The organism is Streptomyces sp. NPDC017676 (genome assembly GCF_044329325.1).
GTDB lineage: Bacteria > Actinomycetota > Actinomycetes > Streptomycetales > Streptomycetaceae > Streptomyces.
Genome location: NZ_JBIRJA010000017.1, coordinates 131,561 through 149,798 on the forward strand (window position 1 = coordinate 131,561; position 18,238 = coordinate 149,798).

General features: G+C 72.4%; 14 protein-coding genes. 10 read left to right on the forward strand and 4 right to left on the reverse strand.

Features of this window, described 5'->3' with window-relative positions; genetic code table 11:
- Positions 1 to 287 precede the first annotated feature (287 nt).
- The 4 genes from ACH4LD_RS32240 to ACH4LD_RS32255 are packed head-to-tail and all read left to right on the forward strand — an operon-like array spanning position 288 to position 4,690.
- Complete coding sequence (locus tag ACH4LD_RS32240) at positions 288 to 1,364, forward strand: hypothetical protein (RefSeq protein ID WP_398057658.1); 1,077 nt, start codon at positions 288 to 290, stop codon at positions 1,362 to 1,364.
- 14 nt (positions 1,365 to 1,378) lie between these two features.
- The gene (locus tag ACH4LD_RS32245; protein WP_398057656.1) at positions 1,379 to 2,542 is read left to right on the forward strand and encodes a toxic anion resistance protein; all 1,164 of its coding nucleotides are present in this window, start codon (positions 1,379 to 1,381) and stop codon (positions 2,540 to 2,542) included.
- Positions 2,539 to 4,077 carry a substrate-binding domain-containing protein gene (locus ACH4LD_RS32250; protein ID WP_398057655.1) on the forward strand — a complete coding sequence of 513 codons (1,539 nt, stop codon included), beginning with the start codon at positions 2,539 to 2,541 and terminating at the stop codon, positions 4,075 to 4,077. Before ACH4LD_RS32245 ends, ACH4LD_RS32250 begins: the two co-directional genes overlap by 4 nt.
- Positions 4,064 to 4,690: a hypothetical protein gene (locus ACH4LD_RS32255; RefSeq protein ID WP_398057654.1), complete on the forward strand. Its 627-nt coding sequence runs from the start codon at positions 4,064 to 4,066 to the stop codon at positions 4,688 to 4,690. Before ACH4LD_RS32250 ends, ACH4LD_RS32255 begins: the two co-directional genes overlap by 14 nt.
- Positions 4,691 to 4,879: 189 nt before the next feature.
- Here ACH4LD_RS32255 and ACH4LD_RS32260 read toward each other — a convergent pair whose 3' ends face one another.
- On the reverse strand, positions 4,880 to 6,703 hold the full coding sequence (locus tag ACH4LD_RS32260) for a phosphoenolpyruvate carboxykinase (GTP) (protein WP_398057653.1): 1,824 nt from the start codon (positions 6,701 to 6,703) through the stop codon (positions 4,880 to 4,882).
- A 279-nt stretch (positions 6,704 to 6,982) separates the two neighbouring features.
- Here ACH4LD_RS32260 and ACH4LD_RS32265 point away from each other — a divergent pair, with 279 nt between their 5' ends.
- The 4 genes from ACH4LD_RS32265 (at position 6,983) to ACH4LD_RS32280 (ending at position 10,792) form a co-directional block, all read left to right on the forward strand.
- Positions 6,983 to 7,696: a hemolysin III family protein gene (locus tag ACH4LD_RS32265; protein WP_398057652.1), complete on the forward strand. Its 714-nt coding sequence runs from the start codon at positions 6,983 to 6,985 to the stop codon at positions 7,694 to 7,696.
- 133 nt (positions 7,697 to 7,829) lie between these two features.
- On the forward strand, positions 7,830 to 9,398 hold the full coding sequence (locus ACH4LD_RS32270) for an MFS transporter (protein WP_398057651.1): 1,569 nt from the start codon (positions 7,830 to 7,832) through the stop codon (positions 9,396 to 9,398).
- On the forward strand, positions 9,395 to 10,036 hold the full coding sequence (locus ACH4LD_RS32275) for a TetR/AcrR family transcriptional regulator (RefSeq protein WP_398057650.1): 642 nt from the start codon (positions 9,395 to 9,397) through the stop codon (positions 10,034 to 10,036). Before ACH4LD_RS32270 ends, ACH4LD_RS32275 begins: the two co-directional genes overlap by 4 nt.
- A 33-nt stretch (positions 10,037 to 10,069) precedes the next feature.
- Entirely contained in the window at positions 10,070 to 10,792 is a 723-nt protein-coding gene (locus ACH4LD_RS32280; RefSeq protein ID WP_398057649.1) for a Mut7-C RNAse domain-containing protein, read from the forward strand.
- 181 nt (positions 10,793 to 10,973) lie between these two features.
- Here the strand turns inward: ACH4LD_RS32280 and ACH4LD_RS32285 are convergent, their stop codons facing one another.
- Positions 10,974 to 13,007, reverse strand: coding sequence for a thioredoxin domain-containing protein (locus tag ACH4LD_RS32285; protein WP_398057648.1), 2,034 nt, complete (start codon positions 13,005 to 13,007; stop codon positions 10,974 to 10,976).
- Between the two features lie 239 nt (positions 13,008 to 13,246).
- Between ACH4LD_RS32285 and ACH4LD_RS32290 the strand changes: the two genes are divergently transcribed.
- Positions 13,247 to 16,453, forward strand: a complete 3,207-nt coding sequence (locus tag ACH4LD_RS32290; RefSeq protein ID WP_398057647.1) for a tetratricopeptide repeat protein — start codon at positions 13,247 to 13,249, stop codon at positions 16,451 to 16,453.
- Between the two features lie 10 nt (positions 16,454 to 16,463).
- On the opposite strand, the gene ACH4LD_RS32295 is transcribed toward ACH4LD_RS32290, so the two are convergent.
- Both ACH4LD_RS32295 and mca read right to left on the reverse strand, forming a co-directional pair.
- Positions 16,464 to 16,712 carry a hypothetical protein gene (locus ACH4LD_RS32295; protein ID WP_398057646.1) on the reverse strand — a complete coding sequence of 83 codons (249 nt, stop codon included), beginning with the start codon at positions 16,710 to 16,712 and terminating at the stop codon, positions 16,464 to 16,466.
- Entirely contained in the window at positions 16,705 to 17,565 is an 861-nt protein-coding gene (gene mca / locus ACH4LD_RS32300) for a mycothiol conjugate amidase Mca (RefSeq protein WP_398057747.1), read from the reverse strand. Before mca ends, ACH4LD_RS32295 begins: the two co-directional genes overlap by 8 nt.
- A 122-nt stretch (positions 17,566 to 17,687) precedes the next feature.
- Here mca and ACH4LD_RS32305 point away from each other — a divergent pair, with 122 nt between their 5' ends.
- Positions 17,688 to 18,086, forward strand: a complete 399-nt coding sequence (locus ACH4LD_RS32305) for a DUF4307 domain-containing protein (protein ID WP_132792421.1) — start codon at positions 17,688 to 17,690, stop codon at positions 18,084 to 18,086.
- Positions 18,087 to 18,238 lie beyond the last annotated feature (152 nt).

Consider the following 18,238-nt stretch of genomic DNA (forward strand, 5'->3'; position numbering starts at 1 on the left):
GGGGCCGGGCGCCGCGCAGACCGCCGGTCGGGCAGGTAGGGCCGGGCGCCGTGCAGACCGCCGCCGGTCAGGCGGGTGGGGGCCGGGCGCCGTCGCGGCGGGGCGAGGGTGACCGGCGTCCTGCGCCATCGCCCCCCCACACACACGCTGCCGCCCCCATTCCGGACACACACGCCGCCGCCCTATTCCGGAGGGGTGACCTCCGGTTGCATACCGGGAACGGGACGTCACCCCCCGTTCATCTCGGCGCGCGCGGAACTTGGGGTTCCGGGAGCACGCTCCCCGGCGTGAGACGTATCGCGGGAATCGTCCTCGCGGTTCTGCTGATCGGTGGCGTGGTGGCCGCCGTCGTCGCGGGCCGGCAAGGAGAGGACAAGGGCACGGCAACGAAGACCGTGCGTGGCGTGATCGGATCGGAGAAGGCCGACTTCTTCGCCGATCCCGATGTGGTGAAGGCCCTCGCCGCCAAGGGCTACACCGTCAAGGCCGAGGCCTCCGGGTCCTGGGCCATGGAGGGGCTGGACCTCAAGGGGTACGACTTCGCCTTCCCGTCCAGCCAGGCACCCGCCGACCAGCTGGCGCGGAAGTACCACGTCCAGGAGCCGCTGCCCCGGCCGTTCTACTCGCCGCTCGTCGTCGTGGCGCACCGCGCCGCAGCCGACGTGCTCGCCGCGAACGGGCTGGCGGTGCTCGACGGGAAGAGCCGCGGCACGCTGAGGACGGGCGCCTATGTCGACGCCGCCCGGCACGACCGCACCTGGCAGCGGCTCAAGGGCGCCAAGGCCCACGGCGAGCTGACGGGCACCCTGTACATCGCCAGCACCGACCCCGAGTCCTCCAACTCCGGCGCCCTCTACCTCGCCGCCGCCTCCTACGTGGCCAACGGCGGCAAGGTGGTCGCCGGCAAGGCGGACCTCGACCGCACCGCTCCCCTGCTGCACAAGCTGGTCAGCGTCCAGGGCGCCCAGCAGTCCAGCACGGACGCGGTGTTCCGGGACTTCGTCAGCGGCGCGGGCAACCCGCTGGTGCTGGTGTACGAGTCGCAGGTCGCGGCGCTCCTCACGGAGCGGCACGGCGTGGACGACCTGGTGGTGCTGTACCCGGACACCACCGTCAACAGCGACCACACCGTCGTACCGCTCGACGCGGACGGCCGGGCGCTCGGGGAACTGCTCAGCACCGACCCGACCCTGCGCAAGCTCGCCGTCCGGCACGGATTCCGGCCGCAGGGCGACGCCGCCGAGTTCGTCGCGGCCACCGCCGACCGCGCCGACTACCTCAACCAGAAGCTCACCGGTGTCCGGCAGGCACCCGTGCCCACCTCCGCGGTGCTGCACGAGATGGCCCGCCGGGCCCGCGGATGACACGGGGGACCCACATGACCGACAGCGACTTCCGGCTCACCCCGCCCGATCCCGTGGCACCCGTGCCCAAGGAGAAGGCCGGCGGCCTGGTGCCCGTCGAGGACGGCGTGCGCACCGACATGGCCCGCAAGGCCGCCGCCTTCGTCGAGCAGCTCGCCGCGCTCGACGCCCGCTCGCCCGCGTTCGCGGGCAAGGTCGGCGAGATCACCGCGCTCGGCGCCGGTGAGATGCGCACCGCCGCCGTCCAGTCCAACCGCATGCTGGAGCGGGCCGTGCGCAGCCTGCCCGACAAGGGCGGGGACGCCCAGGGCAAAGTGGCCGGCTCGCTCGTGGAACTGCGCCGGGTGGTGGAGGACCTGGACCCGCGGGACCTGCCCGCGAACAAGGGCCGCAGGTTCCTGTCCCGGCTGCCCGGCGGCAACAGACTGCGCGACCACCTCGCCAAGTACGCCTCCGCGCAGGGCAACCTGAACCGGATCGTGGGCGCGCTGCGCGGCGGGCAGGACGAACTGCGCCGGGACAACGCCGCGTTGCAGACCGAGCGGGTCCGGCTGTGGGAGACGATGGGCAAGCTCCAGGAGTACGTCGTGCTCACCCAGGCCCTGGACACCGCCGTCGAGGAGCACATCGCCGGGGTCGGTGACCCGCAGGAGGCCGACGCCCTCCGCGCCGACGTGCTCTTCCCGGTCCGGCAGAAGCACCAGGACCTGCTCACCCAGCTCGCGGTGTGCGCGCAGGGCTACCTCGCCATGGACGTCGTACGCCGCAACAACGACGAGCTGATCAAGGGCGTCGACCGGGCCGCCACGACGACCGTCTCGGCGCTGCGCATCTCCGTGATGCTGGCCTCCGCCCTGGACAGCCAGAAGAAGGTCGTCGAGCAGGTCAACGCGTTGCGCGGAACCACCGAGGACCTCATCCGGGGCAACGCCGAGATGCTCGCCACGCAGAGCGGCGAGATCCAGCGCATCGCCGCCGACCCGGCGGTCGGCGCGGAGACCCTGCGCGCCGCCTTCCAGCAGATCTACCGCACCCTCGACGCCATCGACAGCTACAAGGTCCAGGCGACCGAGGTCATGGCGAGCACCGTCCAGTCCCTCACGGACGAACTGCACAGCGCCTCCGCCCACCTGGAGCGCAGCCGCGCCCAGGGCGCCCTGGAGGGGGGCCTCGGATGAGACGACGGTCCCTGCTCGCCGCGCTCGCCGTCACCGCCGGCCTGCTGAGCGCGTGCACCTCGCAGAAGGCGGAGGACGACTCGAACGCGCCGAGGCCCGGCACCCTCCGGGTCCTCGCCTCCAGCGAACTCAGCGACATGACCGCCGTCTTCGACCGCGTCCGCGAGGACACCGGCATCACCGTCCGGCCCACCTACATGGGCACCCTGGACGCCGTCGACCTGCTGGCCCGGGGCAAGGCGGACGGGGCGTACGACGCGCTGTGGCTCTCCTCGGACGACTACCTGCGACTGCGGCCCGACGCGGCGAAGAGGGTGGTGTCCGAGACGCCGGTCATGTCCAGCCCGGTCGCCATCGGCGTCAGGACGGCCACCGTGCGGGAGCTGGGCTGGAAGCCGGAGGAGGTGACCTGGTCCCAGGTGGAACAGGCCGTCCAGGACGGGAAGCTCACCTACGGCATGACCGACCCGGCCCGCTCCAACTCCGGCTTCGCCACGCTGGTCTCGGTCGCCTCCGCCCTCTCCGGCGCCCAGTCCGCGCTCACCGACGCCGACGTGGCGAAGGCGACGCCCCGGCTGAAGGAGTTCTTCCAGGGGCAGAAGCTGACCTCGGGCTCGTCGGGCTGGCTCGCCACCGCCTACCGGCGGCGCGGCACCGTCGACGCCCTGCTCAACTACGAGTCCGTCCTCAAGGGCATCCCGGGCCTCACCGTGATCCGCCCCCGCGACGGCGTCGTCACCGCCGACTACCCGTTCTCCTCGCTCGCCTCCACCGACGCCCGCACCCGCGAGGACGTCCGCAAGGTGACCGCGGACCTGCGCACCGACGCCGTGCAGAAGCTGATCACCGACACCACCCACCGCCGTCCGGTCGTCCCGTCGGTGCGGCCCGCCGCCGGTCTCGACACCGGCCGGCGCCGTGAACTGCCCTTCCCGGGCAGCCGCTCGGTGGCCGACGGGCTGCTGGACTCGTACGAGAACGAACTGCGCCGCCCCTCCCGCACCGTGTACGTCCTGGACACCTCCGGCTCCATGGAGGGTGACCGGCTCGCGGCGCTGAAGAAGGCGCTGGCCGGGCTCACCGGCGACTTCCGGGACCGGGAGGAGGTGACGCTGATGCCGTTCGGCTCGGAGGTGAAGAGCGTGCGCACCCACGTCGTCGACCCGAAGGACCCGAAGGCCGGCCTGGCCGCGATCCGCCGGGACACCGACGCGCTCCACGCCGACGGCGGGACCGCCGTCTACACCTCGCTGGAGCAGGCGTACGACCATCTCGGCACCGACCGTGACACGTTCACCTCGATCGTGCTGATGACCGACGGCGAGAACACCGCGGGCGACGAGGCGGGCGACTTCGACGGCTTCTACCGCGCCCTCGGCCGCGACCGGCAGGACATCCCGGTCTTCCCGATCCTGTTCGGAGACTCCTCCCGCTCCGAACTCCAGCACATCGCCGACCTGACCGGCGGCCGGCTCTTCGACGCCCGGCAGGGCTCGCTGGACGGCGCCTTCGAGGAGATCCGTGGCTACCAGTGAGGTCCTCGGCTACCTGGAGTCCCGCAAGAACCTCACCGGGAGCGCCTGCGGGCTGCTCGGCCTGGTGCTGACCTTCGCCGGGGTCGCGGGACCGTACTGGCCGGTCGTGGTGGCCGGGCTCTACGGCGCGGGCGCGCTCATCGCCCCTCCGGAGCGGCCCGCCCCGCCGGACTTCCCGAGCCCGTCGGCCCAACTGGAGGAGGTCCGCGCGGACTTCGGCCGGCTCGGCGGCTACCTCACGGACGTCGACCTGCCGCCCGAGGCCGCCACCCGGCTGGGCGGACTGACCGGGCTGCTGGGCGCGCTGCTGGAACCGGGCTGGGTCGCCGAGGCGCTCGCCCAGGACCCGGAGGGCGTGCACACCGTCTCCCGGGCGGTGCGGCAGGACATCCCGGAGGCCGTGGACGCCTTCGTCCGCACCCGCTGGTGGACGCGGCTGGCACCGGGCACCGAGCCGCCCGAACGCCATCTGGAACGCCAGCTCGACCTGCTGCGGCAGGAGGCCGAGCGGCTGGCGGCGGAGCTCGGCGAGGCCGAGGCCCGCCGTCAGGAGTCCCACACCAGGTACCTGGAGGACCGGGGCCGGACGGGGGACGGCGAGCTCAGCGCCTGACGTGCACCGTGTGCCGGTGCCGTGGCGCCCGGGCGCGGACCGTCCGTCGCGAGGGGGGTACGCGACCGGGCCCCGCACGCCGTTGTGCGGGGCCCGGCGGGTCGTTCACCGCGGCCGGTCGTGACGATCGCTGGTCAGGGCACGGCGACCGGCCGCGGAGTCATCGGTGGGCGGTTCAGCCCAGGCGGTTCAGCCCAGGCGCTCCACCAGCGCCCGGTACTGGTCCCACAGTTCCTTCGGGGTGTGGTCGCCGAAGGTTTCGAGGTGCCCGGGGATCAGCGCCGCCTCCTCGCGCCAGACCTCCTTGTCGACCGTGAGCAGGAACTCCATGTCGGAGTCGGAGAGTTCGAGGCCCTCGGTGTCCAGGGCGCCCTTCGCCGGCAGGATGCCGATCGGGGTCTCGACGCCCTCGGCCCTGCCCTCCAGCCGCTCCACGATCCACTTCAGGACCCGGGAGTTCTCACCGAAGCCCGGCCAGACGAACTGGCCCTCGTCGTTCTTCCGGAACCAGTTGACGTAGTAGATCTTCGGCAGCTTGGACCGGTCCTTGTCCTTGGCGACGTCGACCCAGTGGGCCATGTAGTCGCCCATGTTGTAACCGCAGAACGGCAGCATCGCGAACGGGTCGCGGCGCAGCTCGCCGACCTTGCCCTCGGCCGCGGCGGTCTTCTCGGAGGCCACGTTGGCGCCGAGGAAGACGCCGTGGTTCCAGTCGAAGGACTCCGTCACCAGCGGCACCGCCGTCGCGCGGCGCCCGCCGAAGAGGATCGCCGAGATCGGCACGCCCTTCGGGTCCTCCCACTCGGGGGCGATGATCGGGCACTGCGAGGCCGGCACGGTGAAGCGGGCGTTGGGGTGGGCGGCCGGGGTCGCGGAGTCCGGCGTCCAGTCGTTGCCCTTCCAGTCGGTCAGGTGGGCCGGGGGCTCCTCGGTCATGCCCTCCCACCACACGTCGCCGTCGTCGGTGAGCGCGACGTTGGTGAAGACCGCGTTGCCCCACAGGGTCTTCATCGCGTTGGCGTTGGTGTGCTCGCCGGTGCCGGGCGCGACGCCGAAGAAGCCGGCCTCGGGGTTGATCGCGTACAGCCGGCCGTCCTCGCCGAACCGCATCCAGGCGATGTCGTCGCCGATCGTCTCCACCGTCCAGCCGGAGACGGTGGGCTCCAGCATGGCGAGGTTGGTCTTGCCGCAGGCCGAGGGGAAGGCGGCGGCGACGTACTTGGACTCGCCCTGCGGCGGGGTGAGCTTGAGGATCAGCATGTGCTCGGCGAGCCAGCCGTCGTCGCGGGCCATGACGGAGGCGATGCGCAGGGCGTAGCACTTCTTGCCGAGCAGGGCGTTGCCGCCGTAGCCGGAACCGTAGGACCAGATCTCGCGCGACTCGGGGAAGTGCGAGATGTACTTGGTCTGGTTGCAGGGCCAGGGGACGTCCTCCTGGCCGGGCTCCAGCGGGGCGCCGAGCGTGTGGACGGCCTTGACGAAGAAGCCCTCGTCGCCCAGCTCGTCCAGGACGGCCTGGCCCATGCGCGTCATCGTGCGCATCGAGACGGCGACGTAGGCGGAGTCGGTGATCTCCACGCCCAGCGCGGACAGCGGGGAGCCGAGCGGGCCCATGCAGAAGGGCACGACGTACATGGTCCGGCCCCGCATGGAGCCCCGGAACAGGCCCTGGTCGCCGGTGAAGATCTCCCGCATCTCGGCGGGGGCCTTCCAGTGGTTGGTCGGGCCCGCGTCCTCCTCCTTCTCCGAGCAGATGAAGGTCCGGTCCTCGACGCGCGCGACGTCGGACGGGTCGGAGGCGGCGTAGTAGGAGTGCGGGCGCTTGACCGGGTCGAGTTTCTTGAACGTTCCCTTGGCGACCAGCTCCTCGCACAGTCGCTCGTACTCGGCCTCGGAGCCGTCACACCAGACCACGCTGTCCGGCTGCGTCAGTTCGGCGATCTCGTTGACCCACGAGATCAGTTCCTGGTGGTTGGTGGGGACGACGGTGGGAGCCGCGATGTCGCGCGCCACGATTGCTCCTAAGTGAGGGATTTTTTGTGTTCTCGCCCCGTGGGGGCCGCGACCCGGATGCTTCGTAGCCTGCTCATCCGGTGCCGACCGCACTCATTTGATCATCCGAGTCTAGTGCCCATCTGTCCAGAGGGCATCACAAGTGAGCAGCGTGAGGAATCCCACGGTTACCACGACTCTTTGCGTCCACGTTGGGTTCAGCTGAAGGACTTTTTGCCGGATGACTTGATTGAACGTGCATTGACGAGTGACTTACGGCAGCGTCGGTACCATGCGGCCATGACTGCGTCCGCCTCCGACGCGCCCTCGGACACGCCGGCCGCCGGCCGTGGCCCCGTGGCGCTCTCCCTGCCGCATCCGGTCAAGCCCAGGCTCCGTGGCTGGCTGCACCTCGGCATGTTTCCGGCCGTACTCATCGCGGGACTCGTACTCACCGCACTCGCCGACTCGACCAGAGGCCGCGTCGCCTGCGGCATCTACGCCCTGACCGCCTGCCTCCTGTTCGGCGTCAGCGCGCTCTACCACCGGGGCAATTGGAGCCCGCGCATGGACGGCGTGCTGCGCCGCCTCGATCACGCCAACATCTTCCTGATCATCGCGGGCACCTACACCCCGCTGACCCTGCTGCTCCTGCCCGGCGCCAAGGGCCAGTGGCTGCTGTGGGGCATCTGGGCCGCCGCGGCGGCCGGCATCGTCTTCCGCGTCTTCTGGGTCGGCGCCCCGCGCTGGCTCTACACGCCCTGCTACATCGCGATGGGCTGGGCAGCCGTCTTCTTCCTGCCCGACTTCCTGCGCACGGGCGGCATCGCGGTGCTGATCCTGGTGGTCGCCGGCGGCCTGCTCTACAGCGCCGGCGGCGTGATCTACGGCATCAAGCGCCCTAACCCGTCACCGCGCTGGTTCGGCTTCCACGAGGTCTTCCACTCCTTCACGCTCGCCGCGTTCGTCGTCCACTACGTCGGGATCTCGCTGGTGGCGTACCAGCACGCGTAGCCCTTCCACCCCGCCTTCTCCGGCCACGGCTCGTCTGAGCCGTGGCCGTTTTTCATGCCCCGACACTCCTCGGCGCACTTCGGCACGCCTCAAAGATTGACAGTCTCATTATTTTGAAAGTTACTTTCATTTCATGGAAACTGTCATTCAGGACGACGGTGCGCGGCGTGATCCCCGCCGCTGGTGGGCCCTCGGGGCCCTGGTCGCGAGCATGCTGGTGCTCGGCTTCGACACGACGATCCTCAACGTCGCCCTGCCGACCATGGCGGAGCAGCTCGGTGCCACCACCGGCCAGCAACAGTGGATGGCGGACGCGTACGTCGTCGTCTTCGCCGCGCTGATGCTGCCCGCCGGTCTGCTGGGCGACCGGTTCGGGCGCCGCCGGATGCTCGTCACCGGACTCGGCGTCTTCCTGGCGGGCTCACTCCTCGGCTCACTGGCCGGCGACGTGAACGCCGTGATCGCCGCACGCGCGGTCATGGGCGTCGGCGCCGCGCTGATCATGCCGCTCGCCCTCTCCGTGCTGCCCTCGCTGTTCGGCCCCGACGAGCGCACCAAGGCGGTCGGCCTGATCTCCGCCGCCTCCGCGCTCGGCATGCCGCTCGGCCCGATCATCGGCGGCTGGCTGCTCGACCACTTCTGGTGGGGCTCGGTCTTCCTGATCAACCTGCCGATGGCCGCGATCGGCATCGCCGCCTGCGTGTTCCTGCTCCCCGAGACCCGCGACCCCGCCTCCCCGAAGGTCGACGTCCCGTCCACCGCGCTCACCGCGACCGGCCTCGGCGCCCTCATCTACGCGATCATCGAGGCGCCCGAGCGGGGCTGGGCCGACCCCCTGGTGCTGGGCACGGCCGCCGCGTCCGCCGTGCTCCTCACCGGACTGGTGCTGCGCGAACGCCGGGCGGTGCGCCCCATGCTCGACATGGCCCTGCTCGGCCGGCGCGGCTTCCTGCTCAACACCCTCGCCGCGACCCTGGTGATGTTCGTGCTGTCCGGCCTGATGTTCGTGCTGCCGCAGTACCTCCAGGCCGTCCTCGGCAACGACGCGTTCGGCACCGGCCTGAGGCTGCTGCCGATGATGGGCGGACTGCTGGTGGCGGCGCGGGGCGCCCAGCCGGTCGTCGCCCGGTTCGGCGCCCGGGCCGTGGTCAGCGCGGGTCTGGTGGTGCTCGCCTTCGCCGCGCTGCTGGGCAGCCGTACGACGGTGGACTCCGGCTACGGCTTCACCGCTCTGTGGCTGTCGATCACCGGCATCGGCTTCGGTTTCTCGGTCGTCCCGGCCATGGACGGCGCCCTCGGCGCCCTGCCCGCCGACCGGGCCGGCAGCGGGTCAGGGCTGCTGATGACGCTCCGCCAGGTCGGCGGCGCCATCGGCATCGCGCTCCTCGGCAGCCTCCTCGCGGGCGCGTTCCGGGACCGGCTCGACGTGACCGGGCTGCCCTCCGCCGCCGCGCACACTGCCGGGGAGTCCGTGGTGGCCGCCCACCTGGTCGCCGCCAGGACCGGCTCGGCCCGTCTCGCGGCCTCGGCGGACGCCTCCTACGTGCACGGCATGACCCTGGTGCTGCTGGTGTGCGCGGTCGCCGCCCTGGTGGCCGCCCTGCTCGCGGCGCTGCTCCTGCCGAACGCACCGGCCGCCCGGCGCACGGCGCGGGAGGAGTCCCCGGCCGTGGCCCCCACCACGGCCGATGCCGGACAATGACCGGCATGACGCCCGCACGTTCCCCGCTCTCCCCCGCCGACCGCCCCCCGCTGGGCCTGCGTGAACGCAAGAAGATCAAGACCCGCGAGGCGATCCGCGCCGCGACCTACGCGCTGATCGAGGAGCAGGGCTACGACGCCACGACGATCGACCAGATCGCCGACCGGGCCGAGGTGTCACCGTCGACCGTCTTCCGGTACTTCCCGACGAAGGAGGACATCGTCCTCACGGACGAGTACGACCCGCTGATGCTGGAGGAGTTGCGCGCCCGGCCCGCGGGAGAGCCGTGGATGGACTCGGTACGGCACGTGATGCACAAGGCCATCGACGCGATGATGGCGGAGGCCCCCGACATGGTGCGGGTGCGGGCGCACCTCGCGGTCCAGGTCCCCGCCGTCCGGTCCCGGATGGTCGAGAGCATGGCGGAAACCGGACGCCTGCTGCGCGTGGCCCTCGCCGAACGCTCCGGACTGGCCGCGGACAGCCTCGAAGTGCGCGTCTACGCGATGTCCCTCGTCGGCGGCCTGATGGAGGCCAACTTGGCCTGGGCGGAGAACGGCTTCCAGGACGACCTGCGCGACATGTTGGACCGCGCCCTGGACGTCCTGGAGCACGGCCTCCCCGCCGGAAATCCCTGAAGTCCCGGCCCACTCCCGTGACATCCTGACCGGGTGAACGGTCCCGAGATCCACGTCGAGTTCGCCCCCGAGCTGGCCCTGTTCGTCCAGCGGAGACCGCGCCGGACGCTCGTCACCGACGGAGTCTCGTCCCTCGGCCATGTCGTCGAGTCCCTCGGGGTACCGCTCACCGAGGTCGGCGCGCTGGTCGTGGACGGCCGCGAGGTCCCGCCCTCGCACGTCCCGAAGCCGGCCGAGCGACTGGTCGTACGGCCGGTGGGGCGCCCCCAGCGGGTGCCCGGCGCACCCCTGCGGTTCCTCCTCGACGTCCACCTCGGCACGCTGGCCCGCCGGCTGCGGCTGCTCGGCGTGGACACGGCGTACGAGTCGACGGACATCGGCGACCCGGCGCTCGCCGCCCGCTCGGCGGCCGAGAAGCGGGTCATGCTCAGCCGCGACCGGGGGCTGCTGCGCCGCCGGGAACTGTGGGCCGGCGCGTTCGTCTACAGCACCCGCCCCGACGACCAGCTCCACGACGTCCTCGACCGCTTCGCCCCCGAGCTGCGCCCCTGGACCCGCTGCACGGCCTGCAACGGCCTGCTCAGACAGGCCACCAAGGACGAGGTCGCCGCCCAGCTCAAGCACGGCACCCAACGCTCCTACGACGTCTTCGCCCAGTGCACCTCCTGCGGCCGGGCGTACTGGAAGGGCGCGCACCACGACCAGTTGGAAGCGATCGTGGAGCGGGCGCTGAGCATGCGCACCCAGAGCGGTTGAGCACGCCGGCCGACCCGCCGGGACCGACCGGCGGGGTTGGCTGGGGGCATGAACACGGCACAGATGACCAGCGCCCGGGTGGGGACGGCGTCCGCGTGGGGGCTCGGGCTGCTCCTGCCCACCGCGCCCCGCCGGGCCCGGTGGAGTCGGTGGCGGGGCGCTGGGCCGGTGGTCGGGGCTGTCAGGGGGCGGTCAGTTTCGTCCGCAAGGCGTCCGGGTCCGTCACCGGCAGGTCGCAGACGAAGCCGCGGCAGACGTAGGCGGTGGGCGCGCCGTCGGTGAGGGTGCGGCCGGCGAGCAGCGGGAACTCCTCGCTGTCCGGGGTGCCGCAGGCGACGACGGCCCCGGGGGCGGTGCTCAGCAGCGCCGTACGGTGCAGGGCCGCCGTCCGCTCGTCGTCCGGGGCCGGTCCGACGACCGCCACCTCGCGCGGCCCGTCGAGCAGTGCCTCGGCGACGGCCAGCCCCCATCCGATGAACCGGGGCACACGCGGCCCGAGCGTCTTCACCACGCCCAGCGCCCGGTCGGCGGCGGCCCGGTGCGGCCCGGAGCCGGTGTGCGCGGCGTAGCTGAGCAGCGCGCCGGCCGCGGCGGTCCAGCCGGAGGGCGCGGCGTTGTCGGTGGGGTCCTGGGGCCGGCGGATGAGCTGCTCTGCGTCGGACGCGGTGTCGAACAGGGCACCGGTCCCGGTGTCGGTGAAGCGGGCGAGGACGTGGTCGAGCAGCAGTCCGGCGAAGTCGAGCCAGACGCCCTCGCCGGTCACGGAAGCGAGCGCGAGGAAGCCCTCGGCGACGTCGGCGTAGTCCTCCAGCACGCCCGCGTTCGGGCCGACCCGGCCGTCCTTGCTGGTACGGGCGAGCCGCCCGTGTTCGTCGAGGTGGACGCGGACCAGCAGGTCGGCGGCGGCGACGGCGGCCTCGGTGAGGTCCGGCCGGTCGAAGCAGGCACCGGTCTCGGCGAGCGCGGCGATGGCGAGCCCGTTCCAGGCGGCGACGACCTTGTCGTCCCGGCCGGGCGCGGGCCGCCGGTCCCGGGCGGCGAGGAGCCGGTCCTTGACGGAGGCGATCTTCTCGGCCTCGAACACGCCTTCCGTCTGCGGGAGTTGCAGGACGGACTGGCCGTGCTCGAAGGTGCCCTCGTCCGTCACGCCGAAGTACTGGGCGGCGAGGTCGGCGTCGTCGCCGAGGACCTCACGCAGCTGGTCGGGCCGCCAGACGTAGTACGCCCCCTCGACGTGCCGTCCGCTGCCGTCGTCGCTGTCGGCGTCCAGGGCGGAGGCGAATCCGCCCTCGGCGGTGCGCAGTTCGCGCAGCAGGAACTGGGCGGTGTCCAGCGCGACCCGCCGGGCGAGGTCCGAGCCGGTGGCCCGCCACAGGTGGGTGTACACCCGGCAGAGCAGGGCGTTGTCGTACAGCATCTTCTCGAAGTGCGGCACGACCCAGTCGCGGTCCACGGAGTACCGGGCGAACCCGCCGCCGAGCTGGTCGTAGATGCCGCCCCTGGCCATCCGCTCACAGGTGTCCCGGGCCATCTGGAGCGCGCCCTCGGCACCGGTCCGCGCGTGATGGCGGAGCAGGAACTCCAGCACCATGGACGGCGGGAACTTCGGCGCGCCGCCGAATCCGCCGCGCTGCGGGTCGTACTCACGGGTGAGCCCGAGCAGGGCCTGCGCCAGCTCCTGCTCGCCGGGCGCCTCGGCGGCCTGCCGGACCACCTCCCGCTGGGCGAGATCGCGGACGATCTTCCCGGCGACGTCGGCGACCTCGTCCCGGCGGGTGGTCCAGGCCTGCTGGACGCCCTCCAGCACCTGCCGGAAGGAGGGCATGCCGTGCCGGGGCGCGGGCGGGAAGTAGGTGCCGAAGTAGAACGGCTCAGCGTCCGGGGTGAGGAACACGGTCATGGGCCAGCCGCCGTGCCCGGTGGCCGCCTGGACGGCCTCCATGTAGACGGCGTCCACGTCCGGCCGCTCCTCGCGGTCGACCTTGACGCTGACGAAGTGCTCGTTGAGGAAGTCGGCGGTGGCCCGGTCCTCGAAGGACTCGTGGGCCATCACATGGCACCAGTGGCAGCTGCTGTACCCGACGCTCAGCAGGACGGGCCTGCCGGTCCTGCGGGCCTCGTCGAAGGCCTCGCCGGACCACGGCCACCAGTCGACGGGGTTGTCCGCGTGCTGGAGCAGGTACGGGGACGTCTCATGGGCCAGTCGATTCGGCATGACTCCATCCTGCCGCAGCGATCCCCGCGCGGAACGTCAGCCCCGGACGGCGGCTCCGGGTTTCGCCGGACCGGCGGGCGCCGTGGCGACGCCGTGGGGCGCGGCTCCCGGACGTGATCGGCCGGGAGGCGGTCGACACGAAACCCTCACCACCCCCGCTGATCGCCACCCCCTCGCCATGCCGCCTTCCCCGAAGGACACTCGTACGCAACGGAGTTGACGCCGGAGGGGGACGGGACATGCGGGACGGTCATCGGGCGGAGGCCGAGCGGCTGCTGGTGCGGGCCGTGGAGGAGGAGGTACGGCGGTCGGGCGGGCGGATCGACGGTCAGCTGCTGCTGTCACGGGCGCGCGGCGCGCTGGACGCGATGGCGGGTGCGGCCGGCGAGGAGTACGCGGCCTACACGCGCGCACTGGACGAGGCCGAGGCCGGCCGGCTGACCTTCGGCCAGCGGTACGCGCGCGAAGGCGCCGGAACGGCCCTGCTCGTCGCGGCGGTCGCCGCCGTCGCCGCCGCCGTGGCCGACCTGGCCCTCGGCACCGGTACCGGCACGGCCCTCGGCGCGGGCGCCACCGCGGGCGCGGTGGGCGCCGCGGCGACGGTGGTGAAGGTGGCCGGGGCGCACCTTCCCGCCGCCCACCACCGCGCGGGCGCGGCCGGCCAGCCCGGCGGCCCGGAGCAGCTGCGGTTGCAGTGGCTGACCGCGCTGGAGGTGCGGGGCATCCGCCCGTTCCTCGACCAGCAGCGGGTGCTCAGCGCCTCCACCGGCGCCAAGAAGAAGGGCGGTGGCCCGACGCTGCGCGGCGCGGACAAGAGCGCGGCGGCCCGCAGGCGCTCGGTGCTGGAGCAGTCCTTCGGGCAGCTCCCGGACGCCGACGGCCCGTTCGCCGGACGCCGGGCGGAGCTGGGACGGATCAGGCAGTGGGCGCAGGCGGCCCGTGCGGCCACCGAGACCCGGCCGACGCTGGTGGTGCTGCACGGCGAGCCCGGCTCCGGCCGGACCACGCTCGCGGTGCGCGCGGCGCACGAGCTGCGGGACCACTTCCGGGGCGCGGTGGTGGTGGACCTGCGCGGCGACAGCCGGGAGGAGGCACCGCTGTCCACCCGGGACGCCCTGCTGCACCTGCTCAACCGGCTGGGCGCGCCCCGCGAGCAGCTGCTGTTCCGGGAGCGGTCCTCCCCCGACCAGCAGGTCAAGCGGCTGGCCGAGCTGTACCACCGGCATCTGACCGGACTGCCGGTGACGATCGTGCTGGACGACGCCTCGGACCCGGAGCAGGTGCGCGCCCTGGTGCCGGAGCGGTCCGACAGCCTGGTGCTGGTGACCAGCCGTACCCCACTCGACCTGCCCGCGGAGCTGGCGGCCTGGGTGCACGAGCTGCCGGTGCGGGCGCTGGACGCGGTGGGCGCCGAGGAGTTGCTGAGCGCGGCGGCCGAGGACGCGTCGGGGCCGTACGACGCCGACTCCGCCGACCGGGTCCGCGAGCTGTGCGGCGGGCTGCCGCTGGCGCTGCGGGTCGCGGGCTCGGCGCTGGGCCCGCGCTCACCCCGGCAGCTGGCCGCGGACCTGGGCGCGTACGGTCCGGTGGAGCCGGTGGAGCGGGCGCTGTGGCTGCGCTACACCGACCAGCCGGAGCCCACCCGCCGGCTGCTGCGCCGGCTCGCCCTGGCGGGCCGGGCCTCGCTGGGCGCGGCGGCGGCGGCCTCGCTGCTGGCCACCGACGAGGCCGAGGCCACCCGGCATCTGGTGGAGCTCGCCCGGGCGGGCCTGATCGACCATGTGCGCGGCAGCCGCTACCGGCTGCACGACCTGGTACGGGCCTTCGCGCACGCCCGGCTGCTGGACGAGGAGGACCCGGCCGAGCGGGCGGCGGCGCAGGAGCGGCTGATCGTGAACTACGCGGAGCTGGCCGACTCGGTGCTGCGCCTGGTCGACGGGAACATGTCGACGCGGTCGAACCAGTTCGGCTCGCACGGCTTCCCCTCGCTCGACGAGGCGCTGCGCTGGCTGGACGACGAGTCCAGCTTCATCACGGCGGCCCTGCGGCACGCGGAGGGCGTGGACCAGGCGGCCGTGCTGAACCTGCTGGGCGCGCTGTGCGACTACTGCCTGCTGCGCGGCGACCTGTACCGGCTCGGTGAGATCAGCGAGCTGGCGCAGTCGGTGGACCAGGGGCTGCTGGTGCGCTCGGTGCAGTGGCGTACCGGCATCGCGGCACGGCAGCTCGGTGAGCTGGACAAGGCGCGGACCACGCTGACCTCGGTCGTGGACCTGTACCGGGAGGCCCACCACGAGGCGGGGGCGGCCCGCGCGCTGACCTCGCTGGGGATCACGCTGCACCACCAGGGCAATCTCACCGAGGCGACGGCCAGGCTCCAGGAGGCCCTGGACCTCCAGGCGGCGCCGGAGCTGGCGACGGACCGGGCGTGGACGATGCACGCGCTGGCGGCCGTCCAACGGGACCGGGCCCGGCTGGCTCAGGCGCTGGACCTGCTCACCCGCTCCCTGGTCCTGCACCGCGAGGGCGGATCGGTGCACGGCGAGGCCTGGGCGCACTTCCAGCTCGGCCAGCTCGCACTGCGGCTGGGCGACGTACCACGCGCGGAGACGGAGCTGCGGGCGGCCCTGGAGCGGTACGGCGGGACGCAGGACGCCCGTGGGGAGGCGTGGGCGCTGACCCAGCTGGCCCGGGCCCGGCTGGTGGCCGGCGACGCCTCCGCGGCCGCGGAGAGCCTGCGCCAGGCGGTGCCCCGGCACCGCGAGAACGAGGACGCGCGCGGCGAGGCGTGGACGCTGTACTACCTGGGGCAGGCGCTGGAGGAGACCGGCGAGCTGGACCAGGCGGTGCGCGAGCTGGAGCGGTCGCGGACGATGTTCTCCCGGATACGGGACGTGTACGGCCTGGCCTGCGCCCGGCACCACTCGGCGCGGGCGACCCGCGACCAGCGGGCCGCGCAGACCGGCTCGCTGCGCAACTCCGGTTTCGCCCGTCAGCTCCTGGTGGACGCGCGCGCCGACTTCCAGCGGATCGGCGTCGCCCACGGCGAGGCGTGGACCTGCCTGGAGCTGGCGGTGGTGGACGCGGGCAACGCGCGGACGCAGCAGGCGCTGGCCCTGTGCGACGAGGCGCTCACCCTGTTCACGTCCTACGGCGACCGGCGCGGCGAGGACTGGGCCCGCTTCCTGCGCTGCACCCTGCTGCCGTACGCGGCGCCGGGCGGGGTGGAGGTGGGCACGGCCGTCGCCCAGGAGGAGCTGGCCCAGCTGGCCCGCGCCTCGCATCCGCTGCGGGACGGGAAGCTGGAGGACTACGTCCCGGCGTACGCCCTGCTGCTGGAGCGGGGTGTCCGGCTGGAGGACGGCTGGCAGGCCTGGCGGCTGCGCATGACTCCGGACCGCCACGCCCGGGAGGTGATGGGGGTGGCGGTGCCGGAGGGACACTGACCCGGGCGGGTCAGCGCTGCCGGGTCGCGGAGTCGGCCGGTTCCCGGGTCTTCTCCGCGTCGGCGTCCGGGGACTCCTTGAAGTCGACCTTCTGCATGTGCTTGTTCATCGACTTCATCAGGCCCCACACGGCCACGGCCATCACCGCGAAGACGATGAAGCCGAGGACGCCGGGGGTGACCTTGTTCTCGTCCACCTCCTTGGCGAGGGGGACGAGATGCGTCACTGCCAGGCTCACGCTTGCGCTCATGTCAGGCATTGTCCCGGATGCCCGCGAAGAGGTCGTCCTCGGGGAGGGAGGTATCGACGAGGGACTTCGCCAGCTCGTACTCCTCGGTCGGCCAGACCTCCTTCTGGAGCTCCAGCGGCACCTTGAACCAGCCGCCGTCCGGGTCGATCTGCGTGGCGTGGGCGATCAGCGCCTTGTCGCGGATCTCGAAGAAGTCCGCGCACGGGATGTGCGTGGTCAGGGTGCGCTCGGCGCGCTCCATCTCGTTCCACCGCTTGAGCCACTCCCCGTACGGCGACTCCAGGCCACGGTCGAGCATGGCCTGGTGCAGCGCCTCGGTGCGGGGACGGTTGAAGCCCTGGTTGTAGTAGAGCTTCAGCGGCTGGTAGGCGGGGCCGAACTCGGTCTCGGGGTACTTCTCGGTGTCCGCCGCGCCCTCGAACGCCACCATGGAGATCTTGTGGGTCATGATGTGGTCGGGGTGCGGGTAGCCGCCGTTCTCGTCGTAGGTGGTGATCACCTGCGGGCGGAAGGAACGGATCTGCTTCACCAGCTCACCGGCCGCCTTGTCGACGTCCTCCAGGGCGAAGCAGCCCTCGGGCAGCGGCGGCAGCGGGTCGCCCTCCGGCAGACCGGAGTCGACGAAGCCGAGCCACTCCTGCTTGACGCCGAGGATCTCCCGGGCCTCGTCCATCTCCTTGCGGCGCACCTCGTGGATGTGCTCCTCGATGTAGCTGTCGCCCTGGAGCTTCGGATTGAGGATGGACCCGCGCTCTCCGCCGGTGCAGGTCACCACCAGCACGTCCACCCCCTCGGACACGTACTTCGCCATGGTGGCCGCGCCCTTGCTCGACTCGTCGTCGGGGTGCGCGTGAACGGCCATCAGTCGTAGCTGGTCAGTCAAGACTCAATCCTCGGTAAGTCGGCGCCCCGCGTCTGCGGCGCGATCGGCGGCTTCTATAGTGACCGAATCGGGGGGCGAATAATTCCGCGGAGAGGACGATCATGAGTACCGCGAGCACGCAGCTGCCCGAGGGCCGCTACGGCCGTTCCTCGGATCAGCGCGCCGACCGCAAGCTCAGGATCGCCGGTTCGGTGCTGGGCGCGGCCCTGCTCGCACTGATCGGCTACTTCGCCTACCACTACGTCGCGCAGAACGAGATCAGCGCCGAGGTCATCACCTTCCAGGCCTCCGACGACGCGGTCAAGGTGCATCTGGAGGTCCGCAAGGACGCCGGCGCCTCCGGCTACTGCACCCTGCGCTCCCAGTCGGCCGACGGCGCCGAGGTGGGCCGCGCGGACTTCCGCTTCTCCGGGTCGGCCACCCGGATCGACAAGGTCGTCACGCTCCGTACGACGGCGCAGGGGACGACGGCCGAGCTGCTGGGCTGTCACGCCGACTGACACGCTGCGGACACGCGCGGGCACGCTCCGGGTTCACCCGGAATGCGTAGGCCCTGACCTGCGTTGATGTGATTCTGATGGCTTATGTCCTCCCCCTTCCGGCGTTGAATTGTTAGGCTCGTGGTTTCGCCCATCCATGAGGGAACATTCTT

What these genes read in the sequence shown, in the direction of transcription:
- ACH4LD_RS32245 (WP_398057656.1), top strand. Translation starts at nt 1,379, where the DNA reads ATGACCGACAGCGACTTCCGGCTCACCCCGCCCGATCCCGTGGCACCC.
- ACH4LD_RS32250 (WP_398057655.1), top strand. Translation starts at nt 2,539, where the DNA reads ATGAGACGACGGTCCCTGCTCGCCGCGCTCGCCGTCACCGCCGGCCTG.
- ACH4LD_RS32265 (WP_398057652.1), top strand. Translation starts at nt 6,983, where the DNA reads ATGACTGCGTCCGCCTCCGACGCGCCCTCGGACACGCCGGCCGCCGGC.
- ACH4LD_RS32270 (WP_398057651.1), top strand. Translation starts at nt 7,830, where the DNA reads ATGGAAACTGTCATTCAGGACGACGGTGCGCGGCGTGATCCCCGCCGC.
- ACH4LD_RS32275 (WP_398057650.1), top strand. Translation starts at nt 9,395, where the DNA reads ATGACCGGCATGACGCCCGCACGTTCCCCGCTCTCCCCCGCCGACCGC.
- ACH4LD_RS32285 (WP_398057648.1), bottom strand. Translation starts at nt 13,007, where the DNA reads ATGCCGAATCGACTGGCCCATGAGACGTCCCCGTACCTGCTCCAGCAC.
- ACH4LD_RS32290 (WP_398057647.1), top strand. Translation starts at nt 13,247, where the DNA reads ATGCGGGACGGTCATCGGGCGGAGGCCGAGCGGCTGCTGGTGCGGGCC.
- ACH4LD_RS32295 (WP_398057646.1), bottom strand. Translation starts at nt 16,712, where the DNA reads ATGCCTGACATGAGCGCAAGCGTGAGCCTGGCAGTGACGCATCTCGTC.
- mca (WP_398057747.1), bottom strand. Translation starts at nt 17,565, where the DNA reads ATGGCCGTTCACGCGCACCCCGACGACGAGTCGAGCAAGGGCGCGGCC.
- ACH4LD_RS32305 (WP_132792421.1), top strand. Translation starts at nt 17,688, where the DNA reads ATGAGTACCGCGAGCACGCAGCTGCCCGAGGGCCGCTACGGCCGTTCC.